Raw genomic sequence first — 19,526 nt, 5'->3', positions numbered from 1 at the left:
TCAAGCTAAAAGATTAGCCGCTGAATTGAAACGCCATTTTTTCCTGCATAGAATGCTGTCTGGATGTAAAGTTAATGTTAACTTTGCCAGGTAACCATACTGCAATGAGAAAAATCTTGGTGCTCTGTACGGGCAATGCTTGTCGGAGCCAAATGGCGGAAGCTTATCTCAGGTATTTTACCAGAGGCAATGCGGAAATCTATAGTGCGGGTCTTCAACCTGATCAGGTTCACCCTTTAGTGGTAGAAGTGATGCTTGAAGACAACATAGATATGTCCTTTGCTCAATCTAATCATTTGGGTGATTTTTCCGGCCAGCATTTTGATTACCTGATTACGGTATGCAAAAATGCAGAAGAGAGCCGGCCAGCAGATATTACTGCGGATCATTATTTTTTTTATGATATTCCAAATCCCGCATTTTCTCCTGCGGAGGAAGAAGAGGAAAAACTATCCGTATTTATTAATGTCCGGGAAGAAATTAAGCGTAAGATGCTTCGTTTCATAGGCCAACGTGATGAGTTTCATGTGTTAGGTGAATCGTCGATGGAATTTTAAGATTCATGTACCCATAAAAAAACGCCCAAGCTGAATAGCTTGGGCGTTTTTTTATGGGTTACTCCTTTTGTAGAATAAATTACCTTAGTATTGCTGTTTCTTAGCGCAATTATTTAAAAGACAGATGGAAAATACAGACTTTAAGTATACATCAAGGGATATTAGTTGGCTACACTTTAATTACCGGGTGCTCCAGGAGGCGATGGATAAATCGGTGCCCTTGTATGAAAGAGTTAAGTTTTTGGCAATCTACAGTTCGAATTTAGATGAGTTTTTTCGGGTGAGAGTGGCTTACCTGCGCTCTTTCAAGTCATTGCGTAAAAAAGATCGGAAACGATTGCTGGATATCAAACCTAAAAAAGTACTCAAAGAAATTTTAGCATTGGTGCAATGGCAGCAGCGGCAATTTGGTCGGGTATTCAGGGAAGAGATTATTCCAGCCCTGCAAGAAGAGGGGGTTTATCTTGTAACCCAGGATCGAATTGGCGCGGAGCAATTGAAGTTCATTCACCAATATTTCGAAGAAAAGGTTTTCCCTTTATTGGAGAGGAAAGCTTATGTAGACGGAGAAACGGCTCCTTTTCTGGAAAACCGGCAGCTTTATTTTGTAATTGATCATGGTGAAGAGAAACCATGGGAAGTCGTAAATATTCCGAGCAACCTATTACCGAGATTTTTAGTTATCCCTTCTTCCAACGATGATTACGTGGTCATGTATTTGGATGATGTTATTAGGGCTTCCTTACCTCAGTTTTTAGGTGAGCAAGCGTCTCGGGTTTACAGTGTCAAAGTATCCAGGGATGCCGAGCTTTACATAGATGATGAATACAGTGGTGATTTATTAGATAAGATCAAAGCATCACTTGTGGAACGAGAAGTAGGTCTACCTACTCGCTTTTTATTCGACCAGACTATGCCAGAAAGCTTGGTTACCAATGTGCGGAAAGCCTATGGTCTGTCGAAATATGACATGATTCCAGGAGGCCGATATCATAACTTTAATGACTTTTTCGGTTTCCCTGAACCAGCAGGCAAAGAAGGTTTGCGTGATCGTAAACTTATTCCTTTGGCGCATCCCCGATTTAAAAGCGCGGATCACTTGCTTTCTACCATCCGGGAGCGAGATGAATTGCTGCATTTTCCCTATCAGGAATACAACTATATCCCACAACTGATTAAAGAAGCAGCACAAGACCCTGACGTGCATACGCTAAGGATTACCTTATATCGGGTGGCTGCCAAATCAGATGTAGTGGATGGACTGCTTCAGGCTTTGGCCTTGGGGAAGAAAGTAGAAGTTTTTGTTGAAGCCAAAGCCCGTTTCGATGAAGCTGCTAATTTATACTGGGGAGAGGAGTTAAAAAAAGCGGGAGCTGACGTTCGCTATAGTTTTCCAGGAATTAAAGTACACACAAAATTACTGTTGATAGAGTGTACTAAGCAGCAAGATGTTAGTTATTTAGGAACAGGTAATTTCAATGAGCAAACTGCTCGATTGTACGCTGATCATGCCTTGTTGACGGCCAATGAAGAAATGACATTTGATGTTCGCCAAGTGTTTGAGTTATTAACCGGACGTTTGATTTTACCCGCGACCAAGCACCTTTTGGTTGCTCCTTTTGATCTACGAAATAAACTTGTCAAGAAAATCAATAGGGAAATAAAGCATGCCAAAGCAGGTAGAGAGGCTTTTATTCGCTTGAAAATGAATAGCCTGGAAGAAAAGGGTATGATTGAAAAGCTTTATCAAGCGAGTAATGCCGGGGTGAAAATTCAATTGATTATCCGTGGAATCTGTTGTCTGGTACCAGGAGTGGAAGGGCAGAGTGAAAATATTGAAGTAATCAGTATTCTTGATCGCTTTTTGGAACACGCCCGTATCTATTACTTTTTCAATGATGGCAAGGAGGAACTTTTTACTGCTTCAGCAGACTGGATGAGCCGCAATCTTTTCCGGCGGGTTGAAGTGGCAATACCCATCTATGACCAACGCCTTAGACAGGAACTAAAAGATTTGCTAGATATTCAGTGGGCAGACAATTGCAAGGCACGAATCATCAATGCTAAACAAGATGATCGATATCGGCTAGCTGCTCCTGATGAGGCGATGAGGCGTTCGCAAGTTGATTATTACGAATACCTCCGGAGTCAATTGTCTTGAGTATAGGTTGTAGCTTAACAATAACTTCATCTATTGCGATTTCATTTAACGAAAACTTAGTTTATTCATAAAGTGTGGATAGATAGGCTTGGTCTTTGAGTGACTTAACTTCACCGGAATTTTAGACCAATACCGTTATCCGTGAAGTACGTCAACCATCTTCAAGACTGGCTTTTTCGCCTGGTCCATCAGAATAACCTGATCTATAATACTTGCTGGGAAGATCCTCGCTGCGATCGGCAGCTACTGGAATTCAATCAGGATAGCGAGGTCGTGATGATTACTAGTGCTGGCTGTAATGCCTTGGATTATTTACTAGATGATCCGAAGGTGATCCATACTATAGATATGAATCCCCGACAAAATGCACTGTTGGATTTAAAGAAAGCCAGCCTTGCCCAGTTGAGTTTTGAGGATCATTTTGCGCTGTTTGGCTCGGGTAAACACTCGGAATTTTCTTCCATTTATGCACAAGTTCTACGAGAAGAACTCCCTGGTTATGCACAGGAAGTTTGGGATCGTTCAGCCAATTACTTTTCTGGGAAAGCGGGGCGGAAAACAATGTATTACTACGGTACATCCGGTGTGTTGGCTTGGTTGCTGAGAGGATATCTCAAGGCACGGCCCAAAATTAACCGTGAGCTAAAATCCCTTTTTGGCGCCGAGACTTTGGAAGAGCAGATTCGTATTTATGATGAATTAGAACCTCGTTTGTTGAATCAGCTGGTGCACTGGGCGGTCAACCGCCATTTTACGATGTGTCTAATTGGGGTGCCTCAAAGTCAGCAAGCACTCTTTAAGGATGAGTATGAAAGAGGGATTACGGGGTTTCTTCAGGATTGCCTACGAAGGGTCTTCCGTACTTTGCCTATTAAAGATAACTACTTCTGGCAGCTGTATTTTCAAGGCTTTTATAAGCCAGATTGCGCCCCTAGTTACTTGCAAGAGGCGCATTTTGAAGTGTTGAAGAACCGAGAAAAGCGAATAGAGACGTATAACAATACGGTGAGTGGTTTTTTGCAAGAAAACCCTGGAGCTTACTCTCATTTTATTTTATTGGATCATCAGGATTGGCTCGCTGCTTATGACCTACCCGGTTTAGTAGAGGAATGGGAGCTGATCTTAGCAAATAGTAAGCCTGGGACGCGGATACTGATGCGTTCTGCAGCAGAAAAAATAGACTTCATCCCTGACTTTGTTCATGATCAAGTTGACTTTAAATCGAACGTGGAACTCGCTGAGATTCATGCGGTGGATCGTGTCGGTACTTGTGCCAGTGTTCAGCTGGGAATTGTAAAATAGATCAGATGGGGATAATGACAAATCAAGAGGAGCACCAGCAGCAGGCAACAAGAATTCAGCAGTATTATGCTTTTCAATCTCGTATTTATGACCTCACACGCTGGTCGTTTTTATTCGGACGATCGGCAATCTTAAACGAGTTGCCTTTCGAGCACGAAGAGCCATTTCATCTACTAGAAGTCGGTTGTGGCACAGGGCATAACCTAGTGCGGGCACGCCATCTATTCTCTGAAGTGAAACTAACGGGAATGGACGTATCCGGAGATATGTTGGCAAGAGCTAAGCGGAGATTTTCTTCTTCAGAAGAGGTCGTTTTTTTAGAACAAGCATACGGGAATAATTGCTATACCTGGACTGGTAAATTAGATGTGGTTTTGTTTTCTTATGCGCTTACGATGATCAACCCGCAGTGGGAAACATTGATTCACCAAGCATACAAAGATCTACGCCCCGGCGGGTATATTGCTGTTGTCGACTTTCATGACTCCAGCTGGACTTTCTTTAAAAAACACATGGCTGGCCATCACGTAAGGATGGACAGCCATGTGTTACCGGTTTTAAAAGATAATTTTTATCCGGTAAGAGAAGATATCAAATCTGCCTATTTGGGACTTTGGAAATACCTGCTTTTTGTAGGAAGAAAAGTTTAGGTTAATTATTTACCTCTTGAGCATCCTGTCGGTCGTATTTTTCAACTTTACGACGACTCTTAAGAGGGAAGTATCGGTAGGGTTTATCCTGAATATCAACCATAAGGGAATCTAACGAAAAGGAAAGTGCATTTAAATTGGTATAGAGTTCTTCATCCTGAAGGAGCATACCTAGTGTACCTTCACCATCCTTCAGTTGACCAACCAATTCGTCAACACCACCCATTGCAGACTTGGCAGTGACGAGTGTTTCGTTGAGTTCCGTGATGGTAGCTTTTGCTTGCATAACGGCCTCATCCAGACGGGCATTCACCATTTGTTGGCTGATACTGTCGGTATTAGCGATAATACTGGCAATGCTGGCTTTCTGTTCTTCAAGGGTACTGGTCAGGGTAGCCATATTATTCAGTGAGGATTCAAGTGCCGGAGAAGAACGCTGAAGCATCAAGTTCATTCGACCAGTAGCTTCTTTTAGGTTGGACATCGTTCCACGTAAGTCACGTACTGATTCCGCTAGAGGGCCTTCTGCATCTTCACTGAGGAATCCGTTGTTAAGGGAATCCGCAATTTCTTTCATTCCCTCTTTGAGTTGCTCAAGGTAGCTGGTAAGGCCCCCGTCTCCGAGTACGGATTCTACCAAACCGCGTGTTACTCCTTCAAAAATATCGCCATCCTCTGCGCATCCAGCTCCTCCCTGGCAGGGCTGATCGTATTCAAAGATGATAGCCATATCCCCCAATGGGCTGGTCGTAGCCAAAACGGCCTTAGTTTCTTTGGGCAGTGGCACTTCGCGCTCCAATGTAAAGGTCAGTTTTACCCGACGGTCTTCAACGCTTAGGTCGCGTGCAGAGACAGACCCTACGCTTACACCACTGATTTGAACGGGTGTACCTACTTGCACTCCCATAATGTCATCATAGTAGGCATAAAAAGTTTTGGACGAGCTGAAAATGTTACTTCCCTGGATATACTTGATCCCCCATAAGGTAATCGCAATAGCTGCTAAGGCTAAAACTCCGGTACGTATTTCTGAAGACATGCATTGTTAGTTTGGGGCGACAGGGGCAGCTTTACTGCGAACTGTGCTGATGCGCCGGCTAAAATTTATAAACAGCGCAAAAGTAATCAAAGTGTGTGGTTAGGAGAATTATTATCTCCATCGCAAGAGAAACAGTATAAAACCCAACTAGGTTTAGTTTCCATTCAATAAAGCTTTTGCTTCGGCAATGCTAATTCGTTGTCCTTGGAGGTACGCTACGAGGAAAGCATCTTGAAAGCCTTGCTGTTGTAGTACCGCACGGGCATTACTCGCTTCGCTCAGTTGGCGGAAATTTCTTACTTGGTATTTGTACATTTCTGCTTCTTGAACCACTTCAATCAAGTAATTGGCATTTTGCCAAACAGGGGTTCGAGTATCCAATGGCTGTGGAGCCGCCGCCAATTGCACGCAAAAGATGAGTCCGTCAGCAGTTTTGCTTGTTTCGTCATGCCCCAGCTTAGCTGCCCAGCTGGTATCGCTTGATCCCTTAGGTTGTAGCGCACGTTCACGGGCGGGCACAGGAGCGCTGTACCGCTCTTGAGCGGGCCTTGCTGGTGTGATTAATGGCTCTGCCTGCACATTGCTAGAAGGTGCGTTGGTTGTGCTATTGGAATAGGTGTAGGTTCCTGGTACTTCGGGGCGAGTAGTTGCTGGGGCCGGAGGTGGCGTGTAACTTACGGTAGCCGGAGTAGTTCCTTTTCCTGGCACTTGAGGCGCGTTATTTGGATTGTTTTGAGAAGAGCTGTTGGGTGTTTCTTCTTTTGCTATAGCAAAATTAACAGGTTGAACTGGAGCAACTTCTTCGCCTTCGATCAGTGCCTTGTATTCGCTAAATGCAGCGAGTAGCGCATTGGCCATGAGCGCTTGCCCTTCGGTAGAATCAAGAAAAGCTTCGTCTCCTTTGTTGGTAAGAAAGCCTGTTTCTACCAAAACGCTGGGCATTGCTGTTTCTTTTAATACCACAAAACCCGCTTGTTTTACGCCTCTGCTTTTTCGTTCAGCAGTGACGTGAAAGTGGTGTTCTACTCTTTCAGCAAAAAGAATACTTTGCTCAAGAAAGGCATTCTGAAACATACTCAGCAAAATGTGACCTTCCGGAGAATTAGGATCATAATCGTAATTATGCTCATAGTTTTCTTCCAACAGGATCGCATTGTTCTCCCGCTTGGCTACATCGAGGTTGTGCCCTGCGGTGTGTAAACCCATCACGTAAGTCTCGGTACCAGCGGTAGCACGATTATTAGGAGGCATGGCATTGCAGTGAATAGAAATAAAAAGGTCGGCATGAGCCCTGTTTGCGATGGCTGCTCTTTCATGTAATGGAATGAAAACATCTTTGTCACGGGTGAGAATCACTTGTATATCAGCGTAGTTGGCTTTGATATTTGCTGCAAAAGCTTTGGCAATGGCCAGTGCGAGATGCTTTTCATGAGAGCCTGCTCCTGAGCATCCTGGGTCGTGCCCACCGTGGCCAGCATCGATAACAATGGTTTTAATCCGAAAAGGAGGCTTGGTGTTTGCCAACTTTAAGATACCTTTGAGCCGTTCAGCCAAGGCTTCGGTCTTTTGTTCAAGTGGATACTTCCCAGTAGGAAGTTCTAATTTAACGCTTGCTAAAGTATTGTTAAAAAATGCAGCTTTGAGCGGCGAAAACAATAGAAGCAGCGTTGAGAAAAGGATTAGTTTCAGGGTTTGTGTCATTGGTGGCACGTTAAGTCCGGGGATGTTTTGATTTCGAATCATAGACAATTGAAGACAAAGTTACTCTTTTCATTTTGGTTCTTCCTAGTATTCAGCATCTTGTCTGCTCAGGATACTACGTTGGTGCAACAGGATACCTTTCCAGAAACCATTCAAGTGGATACGCTGGGGCAGGATTCTAGCCTGAGCATCAGTCTTGGTGTACCTGTTTCCCAGGATGCCCTGGAAGCTGCCGTGGATTATAACGCGGATACCATGAAGCTTAATGCCCGCAACCAGAAAATTTATCTCTACGGCAATGCTTTTGTTTCCTATACCAATATTACACTAAAAGCGGATTATATTGAACTGGATTGGTCGAAAAGTGAAGTGTTGGCTCAAGGAGTAAGAAATGATACTACTGGCGTGCTGGAAGGGACGCCAGAGTTTACGGAAGGAGAAAATACTTTTGTTGCGAAACGGATGCGCTACAATTTTGAAACCCGGAAAGGAATCGTTTACGATGTTACAACAGAAGAAGACGATATTCGGGTAAAAGGCGCTCGCTCTAAGTTCATCAGCGCTCCTCCTGGTGATACGACGGCGCACGATATTATCTATAGCGAAGATGCCATCTTTACGACGTGTACGGCTGATCACCCTCATTTTGGTATTCGTAGCAGAAAACAGAAAGTGATTCCTAATAAGTTGGTTGTAATAGGCCCTTCTAATCTGGAAATCATGGATGTACCCACACCTCTGTGGTTGCCTTTTGGCTTTTTTCCGGTCTCAGGAGGGCGTAGTACCGGGCTTATCTTTCCCAGAGATTATGAATATTCAGAACAATGGGGCTTTGGTTTGAAACAGATCGGCTGGTTTTTCCCTTTAGGGGATAACTTCAACCTCACAGTGGCGGGTGATATTTATCTGGAAGGGACTTATGGTTTGGGAGCAGCCGTTCAGTATCGTAAGAGGTATGGCTATAATGGCAATTTTAATTTCCGTTTTGATAGCCGCCGCCAGGAAGAAATACTTAATGTGCTTGACCCTGATACTGGCGAAACAATGATAGGCCCTAATGGGAACATTGTGCAAGAATCGGTTTTTCGCCGTGCCAATGGTATCTTACTCAACTGGTCACACAATCAAGACGCTGCTGCTCACCCGATGAACAGGCTGGGTGGGTCGATCAACTTTCAGACGAATAATTTCCAGCAGCGGGTTTTCAATGATGCTCGCTCGGTGGGAACAAATGTGATTAACTCTAACTTTACCTTTTCGCGGAATTGGTTGGATAAGCCGATTTCAATGAGTGTTGCTTTCCGCCACAGCCAGAATACGCGGACGCGGAGCATGAACGTGGATTTTCCCACCTTTCAATTTCAAACCCAGGCCTTGTACCCGTTCCGCAAAAAGGAAAGGGTAGGGGCCAAGCGCTGGTACGAAGACATCACTTTGCGTTATACCAATGAAGCGAGGGCGAATTTTACCGCACCAGACACCGCCTTTTTCGAACGTCAGACGCTCGACAATGCCCGTTATGGTATGCAACAAACGGCTAGTGCCGGTACTTCCTTCAAGGTACTTAAATACTTCAACCTCAACCCAGGGGTAAACATGAAGGAGGTATGGTACATGGAAGAATTAGATCTGACTTTTGATAGCGAAAATGGCGTAGTACAAGATACCACGTATCTGCCTAACGGCGATCCTCTGATAGAGACTGTAGACTTTGGTACCTGGATTCAAGATACAGTGCCAGGCTTCACCTCCTACCGGACGTACAGTGCTAATCTGAGTTTAAATACTCAGATTTTTGGTACTTACCGCTTTGATAAAGGGAGGATTCGCGGACTTCGGCACGTCATAAAGCCCAATATTTCGATTGGTTATCAGCCGGATTATATCAATAATAGAAATTATTATGATTCGGTCACGGATACCTTGGATATAACGACCAATCGCTTGGTTTCTCGCTATCAGGATGGCATATTTGGGGCCCCACCCAGCTCAGAAATGCAGATGGCCCTAAACTATAGTATCACCAATATTTTTGAAGCCAAGATTTTCTCTCGCAAGGATTCAACGGAAAGAAACATTAAGCTTTTCGATAACATCTACATCAATGGTAATTACAACTTTGCGGCGGATACTTTAAAGTGGTCACCTATTGCGATAACGGGTACAACTCGACTGTTTAAAGGAGCAACAACCTTTTCGTTCAATACCACTTTTGATCCGCATATACGACAAGAAACAAGTGAGGGCTCTGGTGTCTTTCAACGAATAAACCAGACGACTTGGCAGCAAAACGGTAAACCCTTTGAGTTTGTCAATGCAACCTTCCGTTTCAATACCAATTTGACTGTTTCAAAAATCAGAGCTCTTTTTCAAGGTAAGGAAGAAGAAATAGTAGAAGAAGTAGACCGTGATGGCAACGAACTTCGGCCGGTAGATGAAACCGATTTTCTCAGCTTATTTGAAAATTTCTCTATTCGCCACAACCTGACCTTTGGCGTTACTCCTCTGTCGGCTGACCGTGATACCTTTCAGGTGAATACCCATAGCCTTGAACTTCGAGGAAGTTTGGGGCTTACCCCAAATTGGAATGTAGACATTGGTTCTATTGGTTATGATTTTGCACGTAAGCAAACTACCTATCCTTATCTTGGCTTGCGCCGAGATCTTCACTGCTGGGAAATGGGTTTCAACTGGGCACCTACCCGGAATACCTACTCCTTTTATCTCCGGGTGAAACCGGGTACCCTCGATTTTCTCAAAGTACCTTATCAGCGTAACAATGCCGATGGAAGCCGTGCTTTTGAGTAATGGTTTTCTATGTTTTATGCAAAAAAGCACTGTAAACTAATTTGATAACTCAAGTAACTATGCTCACATCTAGGTATTGCTCATAATTGACACTTGTGGTTGTAATCTGCTATCATAAATCACCAGGATAAAGCGATTGATTATTGACCTTGGCGCATCGAATTTACGCTTCGGTTGTTTAATCATTATTACCCCATCAAACAATGATTGATTTATGAGAATCAAGGTGGAAAAGTTAAAAAGTTTGCTTGAGCAAATTGATGAGTTCCTCTTAGCGATCAACGAAGCTGAAAAACATCAGTTGGACAGTTTGGAGAAGGTTGCAAAACCTTATCGTAAGAGCGCCCGCAACTTGGTGCACTACCGCGCTTTCCGGACATTTGACCTCCGTGATTTTCAAAAAAGTATGCGAGACTTAGGGCTTTCTCGTTTTGCTAATGCAGAGGGCCACATTAGAGCTAGCTTACTCAATACTCGCTTGATTTTGCAGGCGCTTATCAAGGACGATGGAAAGCAGCTGCTAAAATCAGGCTTGTCTATCAAGCGTGCTCGGCGTTTGTTGGCCAGTCACACCAAACAACTTTTGGGGTATCGCTCTCCGGGCAGGCGGGTGAGAATCATGGTGACCCAACCCAGCGAAGCTGCCAATAATTATGAGCTGGTAGAACAATTGGTGAAAAAAGGGATGAACGTGGTGCGAGTCAATTGCGCCCACGATACGCCTGAAGTTTGGTGGGCAATCATTGAGAATGCTCAACGAGCAGCGAAAGCGTCGGGCCGGAAGGTGAAAATAGCCATGGATTTGGCAGGGCCCAAAATTAGGACAGGAGCCATTACCGAAGGACCAGAGGTTCGTAAATTTAAGCCTCTTCGAAATGAGTTGGGGCAGATTATCCAACCAGCGATCATCTTGTTGGTTCCGGAATTGGGAGAAACATCAGCGGAGAATACTTTGCCTGTTGGTCAACTAGCGCTGGACGATTTAGCTATCGGCGATGAACTGCGATTGAGAGATACGCGCAATAAGAAAAGGAAAATTTCCATCATTGATCGAAATGCGGAAGGCCATTTGGTAGCCACCTGTCGGAAAACAACTTATGTAGCAAGCGGTATGGTGTTGGAACACTCTAAAGCATCCGGTAAGGTTTTGGTTGTTGGTAAATTGCCGCCTAAAGAACACTATCTCTTGTTAAAAGAAGGGGATACCCTTCAGGTGACTCGAGCTGCGATTCCTGGTGAATCTGCGGTCTACGACCAGGAAGGAAATTGTATCAAATCGGCACATATATCTTGTCAGTTGCCAGAAGTCTTTAACAAAATCAAGAAGGACCATACTGTATTGTTTGATGACGGAAAGATATTCACTAAAGTCACGGAAGTAAATGAGGACTATTTCCAGGTGACCATTTTGAGAGCCTCGGAAAAAGGGGCAAAACTGCGTGCTGAGAAGGGCATCAATTTTCCCCAAACGGAACTGGGAATAAGTGGATTGACAGCCAAGGATAAGGAAGATTTAAAATTTGTAGCCCAGTATGCTGATATTGTTAATTTCTCGTTTGTAAATTCCAAAGCTGATGTAGAAGAGCTATTTGTGGAACTGGAACAGCTTGGTGCGCTCAATCAATTGGGCGTGATTTTAAAAATCGAAACCCGTTTAGCCTACAATAATCTTTCGGAGATACTGATGACTGCGATGCAGTCCAAGCAGGTAGGCGTAATGATTGCCCGGGGTGACCTTGCTGTAGAGACTGGTTGGGACAATATAGGCTTGGTTCAGGATGAAATTCTTGCCCACTGTAGTGCTGCTCACCTGCCAGTGGTGTGGGCCACACAAGTACTGGAGAATATGGCTAAAAACGGCCTGCCTTCGCGCGCTGAGATAACTGATACGACCACTTCTTTGCGAGCTGAATGTGTCATGTTGAATAAAGGAGCTTACATCAACGATGCCATTGAGTTGTTGGACAAGATCCTGAAAGACATGGAACAGTACCACAACAAAAAAGAAGTGATGTTGGCGAAGCGAACGAAGTTGAGTGTGAGTTAATATCTTATTTATTTAGAAAAATCTCTTCCTTTATGGCAGGAACAACATTAAGGGCTTCTGCTTTCTGAAACAAAGCCGCTATAGCAGCACGACCTTCCGTTCCGAGATCGCGGGTATAATCATTTACATAAAGACCTATGTGAGCGTACATGACTTCCTCGTTCATTTCCTGGGCGTGAGCACTTACATAGTCGCGGGTTGCTAAAGGGTGCTGTTGTGCGTAAGCGACACTTCTTGCCATCACTCTATTTATTTTATGCTGAATATCAGTAGCTAAACGACGGTGTGCCACAATTCCTCCTAAGGGAATAGGATGGCCGGTACTACTTTCCCAGAACTCGCCTAAGTCCTGAATTTTTACGAGGCCTTTATCTTGATAGGTGAAACGATTTTCGTGAATGATCAATCCGGCAATAACTTCTTCTTGCTGTACGGCTTTTTCAATGTCGGAAAAAAGAAACTCCTGCTTGTTTTGTGCTTCAGGGTAGGCAAGACTGAGTAAAAAGTTGGCTGTGGTTAATTTTCCGGGGATGGCGATTGGCCCCTTTTTAATTTCTTCTGCGCTTAGCGGGCGTTTGGCAATAAGTAAAGGTCCACAATTGCGCCCCAGCGCGGAGCCTGCATCGAGCAATATATATTGATTGGTCAAGTGAGCGTAAGCGTGATAACTAAGCTTGGTAATGTCTAAAACGCCTTGTACTGCTTTTTGATTCAACTCCTCTACATCGGCCAGTATTACGTCGAATTCGAGCCCTTCAGTATCGACTTTTTGGTGGACTAAAGCATCAAAAATAAAAGTGTCGTTAGGACAAGGAGAAAACCCTAGAGATAATTTCATAATTTTGTGGCCTAAATTCAAGAAACTATGCACTTACAAGTGCTTTACGAGGATAACCACCTCATTGCCATTAACAAGCCTGCGGGCTACCTGGTTCAAGGTGACCATACCGGAGATACTACTTTGGCGGAATATGTAAAGAATTACATCAAAGTTCAATACAACAAACCTGGTGACGTCTTCCTTGGCGTTATTCACCGTTTGGATCGCCCGGTAAGCGGCGTTCTGCTATTTGCACGGACCAGCAAGGGCCTGACGCGAATGAACGAGTTGTTTAAGCAACGTGAGGTCGACAAAACCTATTGGGCGATTACGGAGCTTCAACCCGACCCTATGGAGGGAGAGTTGGTTCATTATATCCGTAAAGAGAAAGATCGAAACTTTGCCAAAGCTTTCGACTTTATGAGTAATCGTGCTGATGGTGCTAAAAAAGCAGAGTTGACTTATAAGATGCTTGGCCGCATCAGTACCTACTCATTGCAGGAAGTGAAGCCCAAAACGGGGCGCCCTCACCAGATTCGAGTACAGCTGTCTAAGAATAAGACACCTATTCGAGGAGATATTAAATACGGCGCTACTACGACCAATTTAGACGGTAATATCAATCTGCATTGTCGTCAACTTTCCTTTATCCATCCCGTCAAGAAAGAGCGAGTGACGATCTATGCTAATCCACCCAAGGAAGATATTTGGGACTTGTTTAAAGGCTTTTGGAAAAGATAGTTATGAAGGAATTTTCTTTCGTAAAATATCAGGGTGCGGGCAATGATTTTATTATTGTCAATCATTTGGAAGGCGCTGTTTTGACAGACCTTTCTGTGGAGAACATTGCCCGCCTCTGTGATCGACGTTTCGGTATTGGTGGTGATGGCCTCATGCTATTGGAGCCGCACCCTGAGCTGGATTTCGAGATGAAATACTACAACTCGGACGGACGGCCCAGCACTATGTGTGGTAATGGAGGGCGTTGCTTGGTGGCGTATGCTTTCCAGTTAGGGGTGATTGCAGAAAAAACGATTTTCCATGCCGTAGACGGAATCCACCGGGCAATAGTTGAACGCCCTGATTGGATTCAGTTGGAGATGGGCAAAGTGGACAAAATTGAAACAGTCCTTAATGGCTGCTTTTTGGATACGGGTTCTCCCCATTATTTGGAGTGGCACGACAATTTGGCCAACATTGATGTAGATGCCCAAGGGCGTGCATTGAGAAATAACGAAACCTTTTCTCCCGGTGGTACCAATGTTAATTTCATTAATGGCGATGTCAAAGGCCTAACCATTTCGACTTATGAACGTGGGGTTGAAGCAGAGACACTAGCCTGTGGCACGGGCGTTACCGCAGCGGCAATTGTAGCCGTTCAACGCAATGGAAAGCCGGGGCAATTCACCGTGCCCGTTCTTGCCAAAGGTGGCGCATTGGAAGTAAAAGTGGATTATGATGGTAACGTCTTTTTACCTTGGTTGTGTGGTCCGGCAACTTTTGTTTTTGAGGGCGAAATAGGGATTTGAACGGTATAAAGTACTTAGTACTTGGATGCAGAGTTGATTGGTTCTATGCCTTTTACCAAAGAACGTCCTCCAAAAGCCAGATTAACGTAATGCCACCTCCGTTAACCAATGGTATTCATGCTACTAGCAGGAACAAATGTGTCCCGCTGGAGGGACCGATCCACAGGATCGAGGGAGGGTTGCCCTTGCGACTAGGGCAACCCTCCTCCGCCCTTCGGGCACCTCCTCCAAAGGAGGACACGTAGATCCCTTTAATTGGGCACGAACTTAAGCGCATTCAGAACCAATCAACTCTGACTCGGATGGAGCGCTTTTTGAATCCAAGTACCAGGTACCTAGTACCATGTACCAAAACCTCATCTCACCAATAACTCCTCTCTCAACAACATCTCATAAGCTGGCAGGCATTGCTGTGCAATCTCCTCTAAATGCGTTGGCAGTTCAATAATCTTCTCCTGATAAGGTTTGAATCCGGTGGAGGAATGAACATTGCTGTACCAGTATTTGGCCCAAACGCCATCTTCAGGAAGTGCTCCTGCGGTCCAGCTAAGCATTTGTTCTGTGAATGGAATCTCTAGTTGATCGCAAAGCTTTTGTAGAATATCCCTGGGGTTTTGTAGCAATATTCGAGCATCAACGATGGCTTTTAGCAGGTGGTGTTCCTTCAGATAAGCATACAAATCATCTTGCTGAGGAATGCCGATATCATAGGGCGTAGGTTGCTTGATAACCTTGGTATAGGAAGCCAGGATAGCCCGCGGATCGCGGATGAGCATCACGTTATCGCATTGGTGTAGAAAACTGCGATTCAAATCAAGTAAATGGTGCGTCATTTGCTTGTGTACAACAACAGGAGTAGGGTAGTGGCCACCCATAATTACCTTATTCACCACGTCATCTCCATCAGCTGATTGGCTAGCCATAATTTCGGGAACCCCTGGATGTTCGGCCTCGCTATTGGTATGCGCTAAGTAGTAGGCATACAAGGGTTCATCAACGACCGTTGTGTCTGGCCGTTGTGCAAAACTGTACATCAAAGCCGTAGATATATTTCTAGGGCTTGACCATAGGTTTATGATTTTCATAGTAGCAAGTCGTAAATGTTTTTATCATTTTTGGTTTTCTGATATTTTTTGCGGTCAGCTGATATTACGATAAAACGAATCGTTGCAACATTTTGATTATCAGTGTCTTTTGTAGACCGATGCTAACCAGAGCTCTATCGCACACAAAAATTGTCAGAGAACCTCATTTTTTACCGCTATTTTACCACAGTTAATTAGAAGTACTGAGCTATAATCTTGGTAAAGTAGAACCGTCGTTCGTATCATTGTCCTACGAAAATAATAATAGGAATGAAAGCAATCGAATTTTATTCAGGTGTTGGGGGGTTCAGTTTAGGTATGAAGAGAGCAGGGTTTGATGTTAAGGCTGCATTTGAGATTGATTGGAGGCATGTTGAAACTTATAATAAGAATTTCTTAGGTAATTTATCTATCGTACAAGATATATCGAATATTGATTTCGATATAGATGATTTCGGTGTGGATTGCAGTGATTTAGATCTTGTGTTTGGTGGACCACCATGTCAAGGTTTTTCAAATGGTGGCAAGCAGAAAGTTGATGATTTGCGGAATGATCAAATCATGAAATTCGCAAGATTAGTAGTTCAACTGAATCCTAGGTGTTTTATCATGGAAAATGTAAGTGGGATTTTGAATAAAAAATTCTCTGACCGCCTTGCAAGTTTTTCGGAATTTCTAAAGAAAAATGGATATACTGTATACGATCCTTTGGTACTAAATGCTATGGATTTCTTTATTCCTCAAAACCGCAAAAGAGTATTTTTTATTGGGCTGAAAAATAAAATTGACTCTATACGTATAACAGCTAAAGTTAGATCTGGTTTTTGTACTGATAAATACGTTACGGTAAGAGATGCATTGTGTGATATTTTAGATGTAAATTTAGAACCTAATACCTCAGATTGCTATAATGGAAGATTTGGCAAGTCTTCTTCATACTCTAAAAAGTTATCTAATGCTACTGCTGATGATATAGATATCACAGGTGCTTTGAATAAAATTCAATGTCTAACTGGATGTATGACTACAAACCACACACCTGAAGTAGTAAAAAGATTTGCAGCTACAACTCCAGGGAATAGGGAGCCTATTAGTAGATATAAGAGGTTAGCGCTGGATGGTTTAAGTCCAACACTGAGAGCAGGTACAAAAAGAGGAATGGGCCAATTTATGGCTCCCAGGCCCATTCATCCAGTGTTTAATCGATGTATTACGACAAGAGAAGCTGCAAGATTACATTCATTTCCGGATTGGTTCGTATTTTACCCTACGAAATGGTATGGAATGATGCAAATAGGAAATTCAGTACCTCCACATTTATCGGAGTCCATAGGGCATACGATCGCAAAAATTTTAAGTTAGAATGAGCACTCCTGTACAAGCAACACCCACAAAGAGGTTCTTTGTAAATAGTCTAACTCGCGACATTGAACTAAAAGACGCAATTCTTGATCTACTAGATAATTGCATAGATGGTGTAGTTAGGTCCAAAGACCTAAAAACGTTAGAAGGTGAAAATGTATATAAAGGGTTCCGAGCAGATATTGTTTTAGATGAACAGAAGTTCGAAATCCATGATAATTGTGGAGGTATTCCAATGAAAATAGCAATTGAAGAAGCGTTTAAATTCGGAAGAACTAATCCTGAGAGAGATGCACAGTTAGAGACTGTTGGAATGTATGGAATTGGAATGAAAAGAGCAGTCTTTAAAATGGGGACGCATATACTTGTTGAAAGTCAACATAAAGAAAATAGGTATACAGTGGAAATACCTCCAGAATGGCTTGAAGATGATAATGATTGGATGCTTAATTTGGAAAACCTGAAATTATTAGGGACGAGTCATGAAGGGACATCAATAATTGTAAACAATCTTCATGATGAGATATCTGATCGCTTTTCACAGCGTAGAGGCTTTGCAAAAGAGTTGAGAGATGAGGTAGGTCGAATTTTTGCACTCATCATCAAAAAAGGATTTGTTGTAACGGTGAATGATGTGGAGGTTTCACCAGTTTCTTTTGATCTTCTTCAAACAGATGAGATAGAAGATCAAAAAGACGGTATTGAAACTTATCAGCTCAAATCGGAGTATAACGATGTAATGATTGATATTGCTATTGGGTTCTACAGGCCACTTGCTTCAATAGACGAAGTAGAAGAAGAAAATAGGCTAAGTCGATCAGCTGCAAATGCAGGAATTACAATTATATGTAATGATAGAATAGTACTTTTTAGAGATAAATCTCACATTACGGGTTGGGGAAGTAAGCCTGTCCCATCATTCCATAATCAGTTCTTACCGATTGCAGGAATAGTTAGATTTAGTAGCGCTAACAGCGAAAACCTGCCACTTACAACGACAAAAAGAGGATTGAATCTTTCTGCAAAAATTTATTGGTACGCACTAGAATACATAAAGGAAGGAGTGAAAAAATTTACGGACTTCACCAATCAATGGAAAGGGAAAGAAAGCGAGGTAAAGTCATTTTTCGAGAAAGCGACCTATCAAGATCCTATCAAAATGATCAATGAAAATGAAGAGAAGGTAAGCTGGCGTGCTGTACCGAAAGGAAGATTCAATGAGAAAAGAGTAAATCCTAGTTTACCTAAACCAGCAAGAAGAAACACGAAAGTAAGGATAACATTTTATAGGGAAAAAGAAGAAGTAAAATTAGTAGCTGAATATATATATGGTGATTCCGCTGCAAATCCCTCCGATATCGGAGATTTTGCTTTTGAAAAGCAATACGAACTTGCTAAAGAAGAACTCTAATGGCCGGTGAAAATATTTCATATAACCTCAGACCGAACAAGCACATCGAGCGTCGTCTTTTTGTCGATTTGCTTAGTCTCCTTTGTGATAAACCAAGAGATAATTATGCATATATATCTATGGGAGGTCCACAGTTAGTAGATCATAAGCTGATGCACTATGAATTGGGGTTTAAGAAACTCTATTCAATAGAATCCGATCCGAATGTATTTGATCGACAAATATTTAATTTAAGACCTGGTTGCATTCATTGCGAATTACAGTCCGTAAATGAAATGATATCTAATTTTGCTGATATAGATGAGCGATACCCTGAAGAAGACTATATAATTTGGTTAGACTATGCCGCAGCTAATGAAAGATACGAACAACTTAGTGAGTTCCAATCGTTAGTGTCAACACTTAATAGCGGTGATCTGGTTAAGATAACAATAAATGTGAATCCAACCTCATTAGGGCAAAGACAGAGTAATGAAGAATCTGGTGAAGAATTACAAGAGAGAAGGTTTAAAAGAATAAGATCTCAGATTAGTGAATATTTTGATGACGAAAAATTTGATAAAAACGATATAACAAACAAGAAGTTTGTTAATGTAATTAGAAGAGGAGTTGAATTGTCTTTGATTTCAGGCTTGCGGGAGGATTTGTACGCTTTAAATGTGTTGTCTTTTGCTTATAGTGATGGTACTCATAAGATGTTAAATGTTGCATATAAACTCTATGGTAGCGAGACTGAAATAGAGCGAACTAGAGTTTCTCTTAATTCCGACTGGGAATTCATGCCGGATAACTCTGAAGATGTAAAAAAAATAAATATTCCGAGCCTCTCATTAAAAGAGAGATTGTTAATTGACTCAAAATTGTATTGTAAATCGATCGATGAAATCCATGATGAAATTTTACCTTTTCAATTGGATAATGACCCAGAGATTTCGAAAAGGATTTTAAATCAGTATTTTAAGCATTATCGTAGGTACCCAAACTATTTCGATATTAATATTTAGAATGTAGAGAACAATACCTAGCTAAGAACGTAAGAAAACAGGATAAGCTT

15 protein-coding genes are annotated in these 19,526 nt (G+C 42.7%); 11 read left to right on the top strand and 4 right to left on the bottom strand.

All coding sequences use genetic code 11. From position 1 onward, the window contains the following. Positions 1–104: 104 nt before the first annotated feature. The 4 genes from A3EU_RS0118535 (at position 105) to A3EU_RS0118520 (ending at position 4,670) form a co-directional block, all read left to right on the top strand. Entirely contained in the window at positions 105–557 is a 453-nt protein-coding gene (locus tag A3EU_RS0118535) for an arsenate reductase ArsC (protein WP_020537694.1), read from the top strand. Positions 558–681: 124 nt separating this feature from the next. After that, entirely contained in the window at positions 682–2,718 is a 2,037-nt protein-coding gene (ppk1, locus tag A3EU_RS0118530) for a polyphosphate kinase 1 (RefSeq protein ID WP_020537693.1), read from the top strand. Positions 2,719–2,859: 141 nt separating this feature from the next. After that, complete coding sequence (locus A3EU_RS0118525) at positions 2,860–4,020, top strand: BtaA family protein (protein ID WP_020537692.1); 1,161 nt, start codon at positions 2,860–2,862, stop codon at positions 4,018–4,020. Positions 4,021–4,025: 5 nt separating this feature from the next. Beyond that, a complete protein-coding gene (locus A3EU_RS0118520; protein WP_020537691.1) occupies positions 4,026–4,670 on the top strand; it encodes a class I SAM-dependent methyltransferase in 645 nt (214 codons plus the stop codon). A gap of 1 nt (position 4,671) precedes the next feature. On the opposite strand, the gene A3EU_RS0118515 is transcribed toward A3EU_RS0118520, so the two are convergent. Together A3EU_RS0118515 and A3EU_RS33500 are read right to left on the bottom strand one after the other, a co-directional pair. Next, positions 4,672–5,709 carry an MlaD family protein gene (locus tag A3EU_RS0118515; protein WP_020537690.1) on the bottom strand — a complete coding sequence of 346 codons (1,038 nt, stop codon included), beginning with the start codon at positions 5,707–5,709 and terminating at the stop codon, positions 4,672–4,674. Positions 5,710–5,862: 153 nt separating this feature from the next. Beyond that, on the bottom strand, positions 5,863–7,410 hold the full coding sequence (locus A3EU_RS33500; protein ID WP_020537689.1) for an N-acetylmuramoyl-L-alanine amidase family protein: 1,548 nt from the start codon (positions 7,408–7,410) through the stop codon (positions 5,863–5,865). Between the two features lie 48 nt (positions 7,411–7,458). Here A3EU_RS33500 and A3EU_RS0118505 point away from each other — a divergent pair, with 48 nt between their 5' ends. Further along, entirely contained in the window at positions 7,459–10,218 is a 2,760-nt protein-coding gene (locus A3EU_RS0118505; protein ID WP_020537688.1) for a putative LPS assembly protein LptD, read from the top strand. Positions 10,219–10,432: 214 nt separating this feature from the next. Continuing rightward, positions 10,433–12,265, top strand: a complete 1,833-nt coding sequence (locus tag A3EU_RS0118500; protein WP_020537687.1) for a pyruvate kinase — start codon at positions 10,433–10,435, stop codon at positions 12,263–12,265. A 4-nt stretch (positions 12,266–12,269) separates the two neighbouring features. Here the strand turns inward: A3EU_RS0118500 and A3EU_RS0118495 are convergent, their stop codons facing one another. Further along, the gene (locus A3EU_RS0118495; protein ID WP_020537686.1) at positions 12,270–13,103 is read right to left on the bottom strand and encodes a 1,4-dihydroxy-6-naphtoate synthase; all 834 of its coding nucleotides are present in this window, start codon (positions 13,101–13,103) and stop codon (positions 12,270–12,272) included. Positions 13,104–13,130: 27 nt separating this feature from the next. Between A3EU_RS0118495 and A3EU_RS0118490 the strand changes: the two genes are divergently transcribed. Together A3EU_RS0118490 and dapF are read left to right on the top strand one after the other, a co-directional pair. After that, positions 13,131–13,826: an RluA family pseudouridine synthase gene (locus A3EU_RS0118490; protein ID WP_020537685.1), complete on the top strand. Its 696-nt coding sequence runs from the start codon at positions 13,131–13,133 to the stop codon at positions 13,824–13,826. A 2-nt stretch (positions 13,827–13,828) separates the two neighbouring features. Beyond that, positions 13,829–14,614, top strand: coding sequence for a diaminopimelate epimerase (gene dapF, locus A3EU_RS0118485; protein WP_020537684.1), 786 nt, complete (start codon positions 13,829–13,831; stop codon positions 14,612–14,614). Positions 14,615–14,970: 356 nt separating this feature from the next. On the opposite strand, the gene A3EU_RS0118480 is transcribed toward dapF, so the two are convergent. Next, on the bottom strand, positions 14,971–15,699 hold the full coding sequence (locus tag A3EU_RS0118480; protein ID WP_020537683.1) for a sulfotransferase-like domain-containing protein: 729 nt from the start codon (positions 15,697–15,699) through the stop codon (positions 14,971–14,973). Positions 15,700–15,969: 270 nt separating this feature from the next. On the opposite strand from A3EU_RS0118480, the gene A3EU_RS31030 reads away from it, so the two are divergent. From A3EU_RS31030 to A3EU_RS0118465, 3 genes are read left to right on the top strand one after another with little or no spacing between them, the layout of a single operon-like run. Next, positions 15,970–17,061, top strand: coding sequence for a DNA cytosine methyltransferase (locus tag A3EU_RS31030; protein WP_020537682.1), 1,092 nt, complete (start codon positions 15,970–15,972; stop codon positions 17,059–17,061). A 1-nt stretch (position 17,062) separates the two neighbouring features. Beyond that, complete coding sequence (locus tag A3EU_RS0118470) at positions 17,063–18,472, top strand: ATP-binding protein (protein ID WP_020537681.1); 1,410 nt, start codon at positions 17,063–17,065, stop codon at positions 18,470–18,472. Then, a complete protein-coding gene (locus tag A3EU_RS0118465) occupies positions 18,472–19,476 on the top strand; it encodes an O-methyltransferase (protein WP_020537680.1) in 1,005 nt (334 codons plus the stop codon). The genes A3EU_RS0118470 and A3EU_RS0118465 overlap by 1 nt, the downstream gene beginning before the upstream one ends. Positions 19,477–19,526: the final 50 nt, after the last annotated feature.

The organism is Lewinella cohaerens DSM 23179 (assembly GCF_000379805.1).
Classification (GTDB): domain Bacteria; phylum Bacteroidota; class Bacteroidia; order Chitinophagales; family Saprospiraceae; genus Lewinella; species Lewinella cohaerens.
Note: the sequence above shows the minus strand (reverse complement) of the source record. Positions and strands in the feature narration are given on the sequence as shown.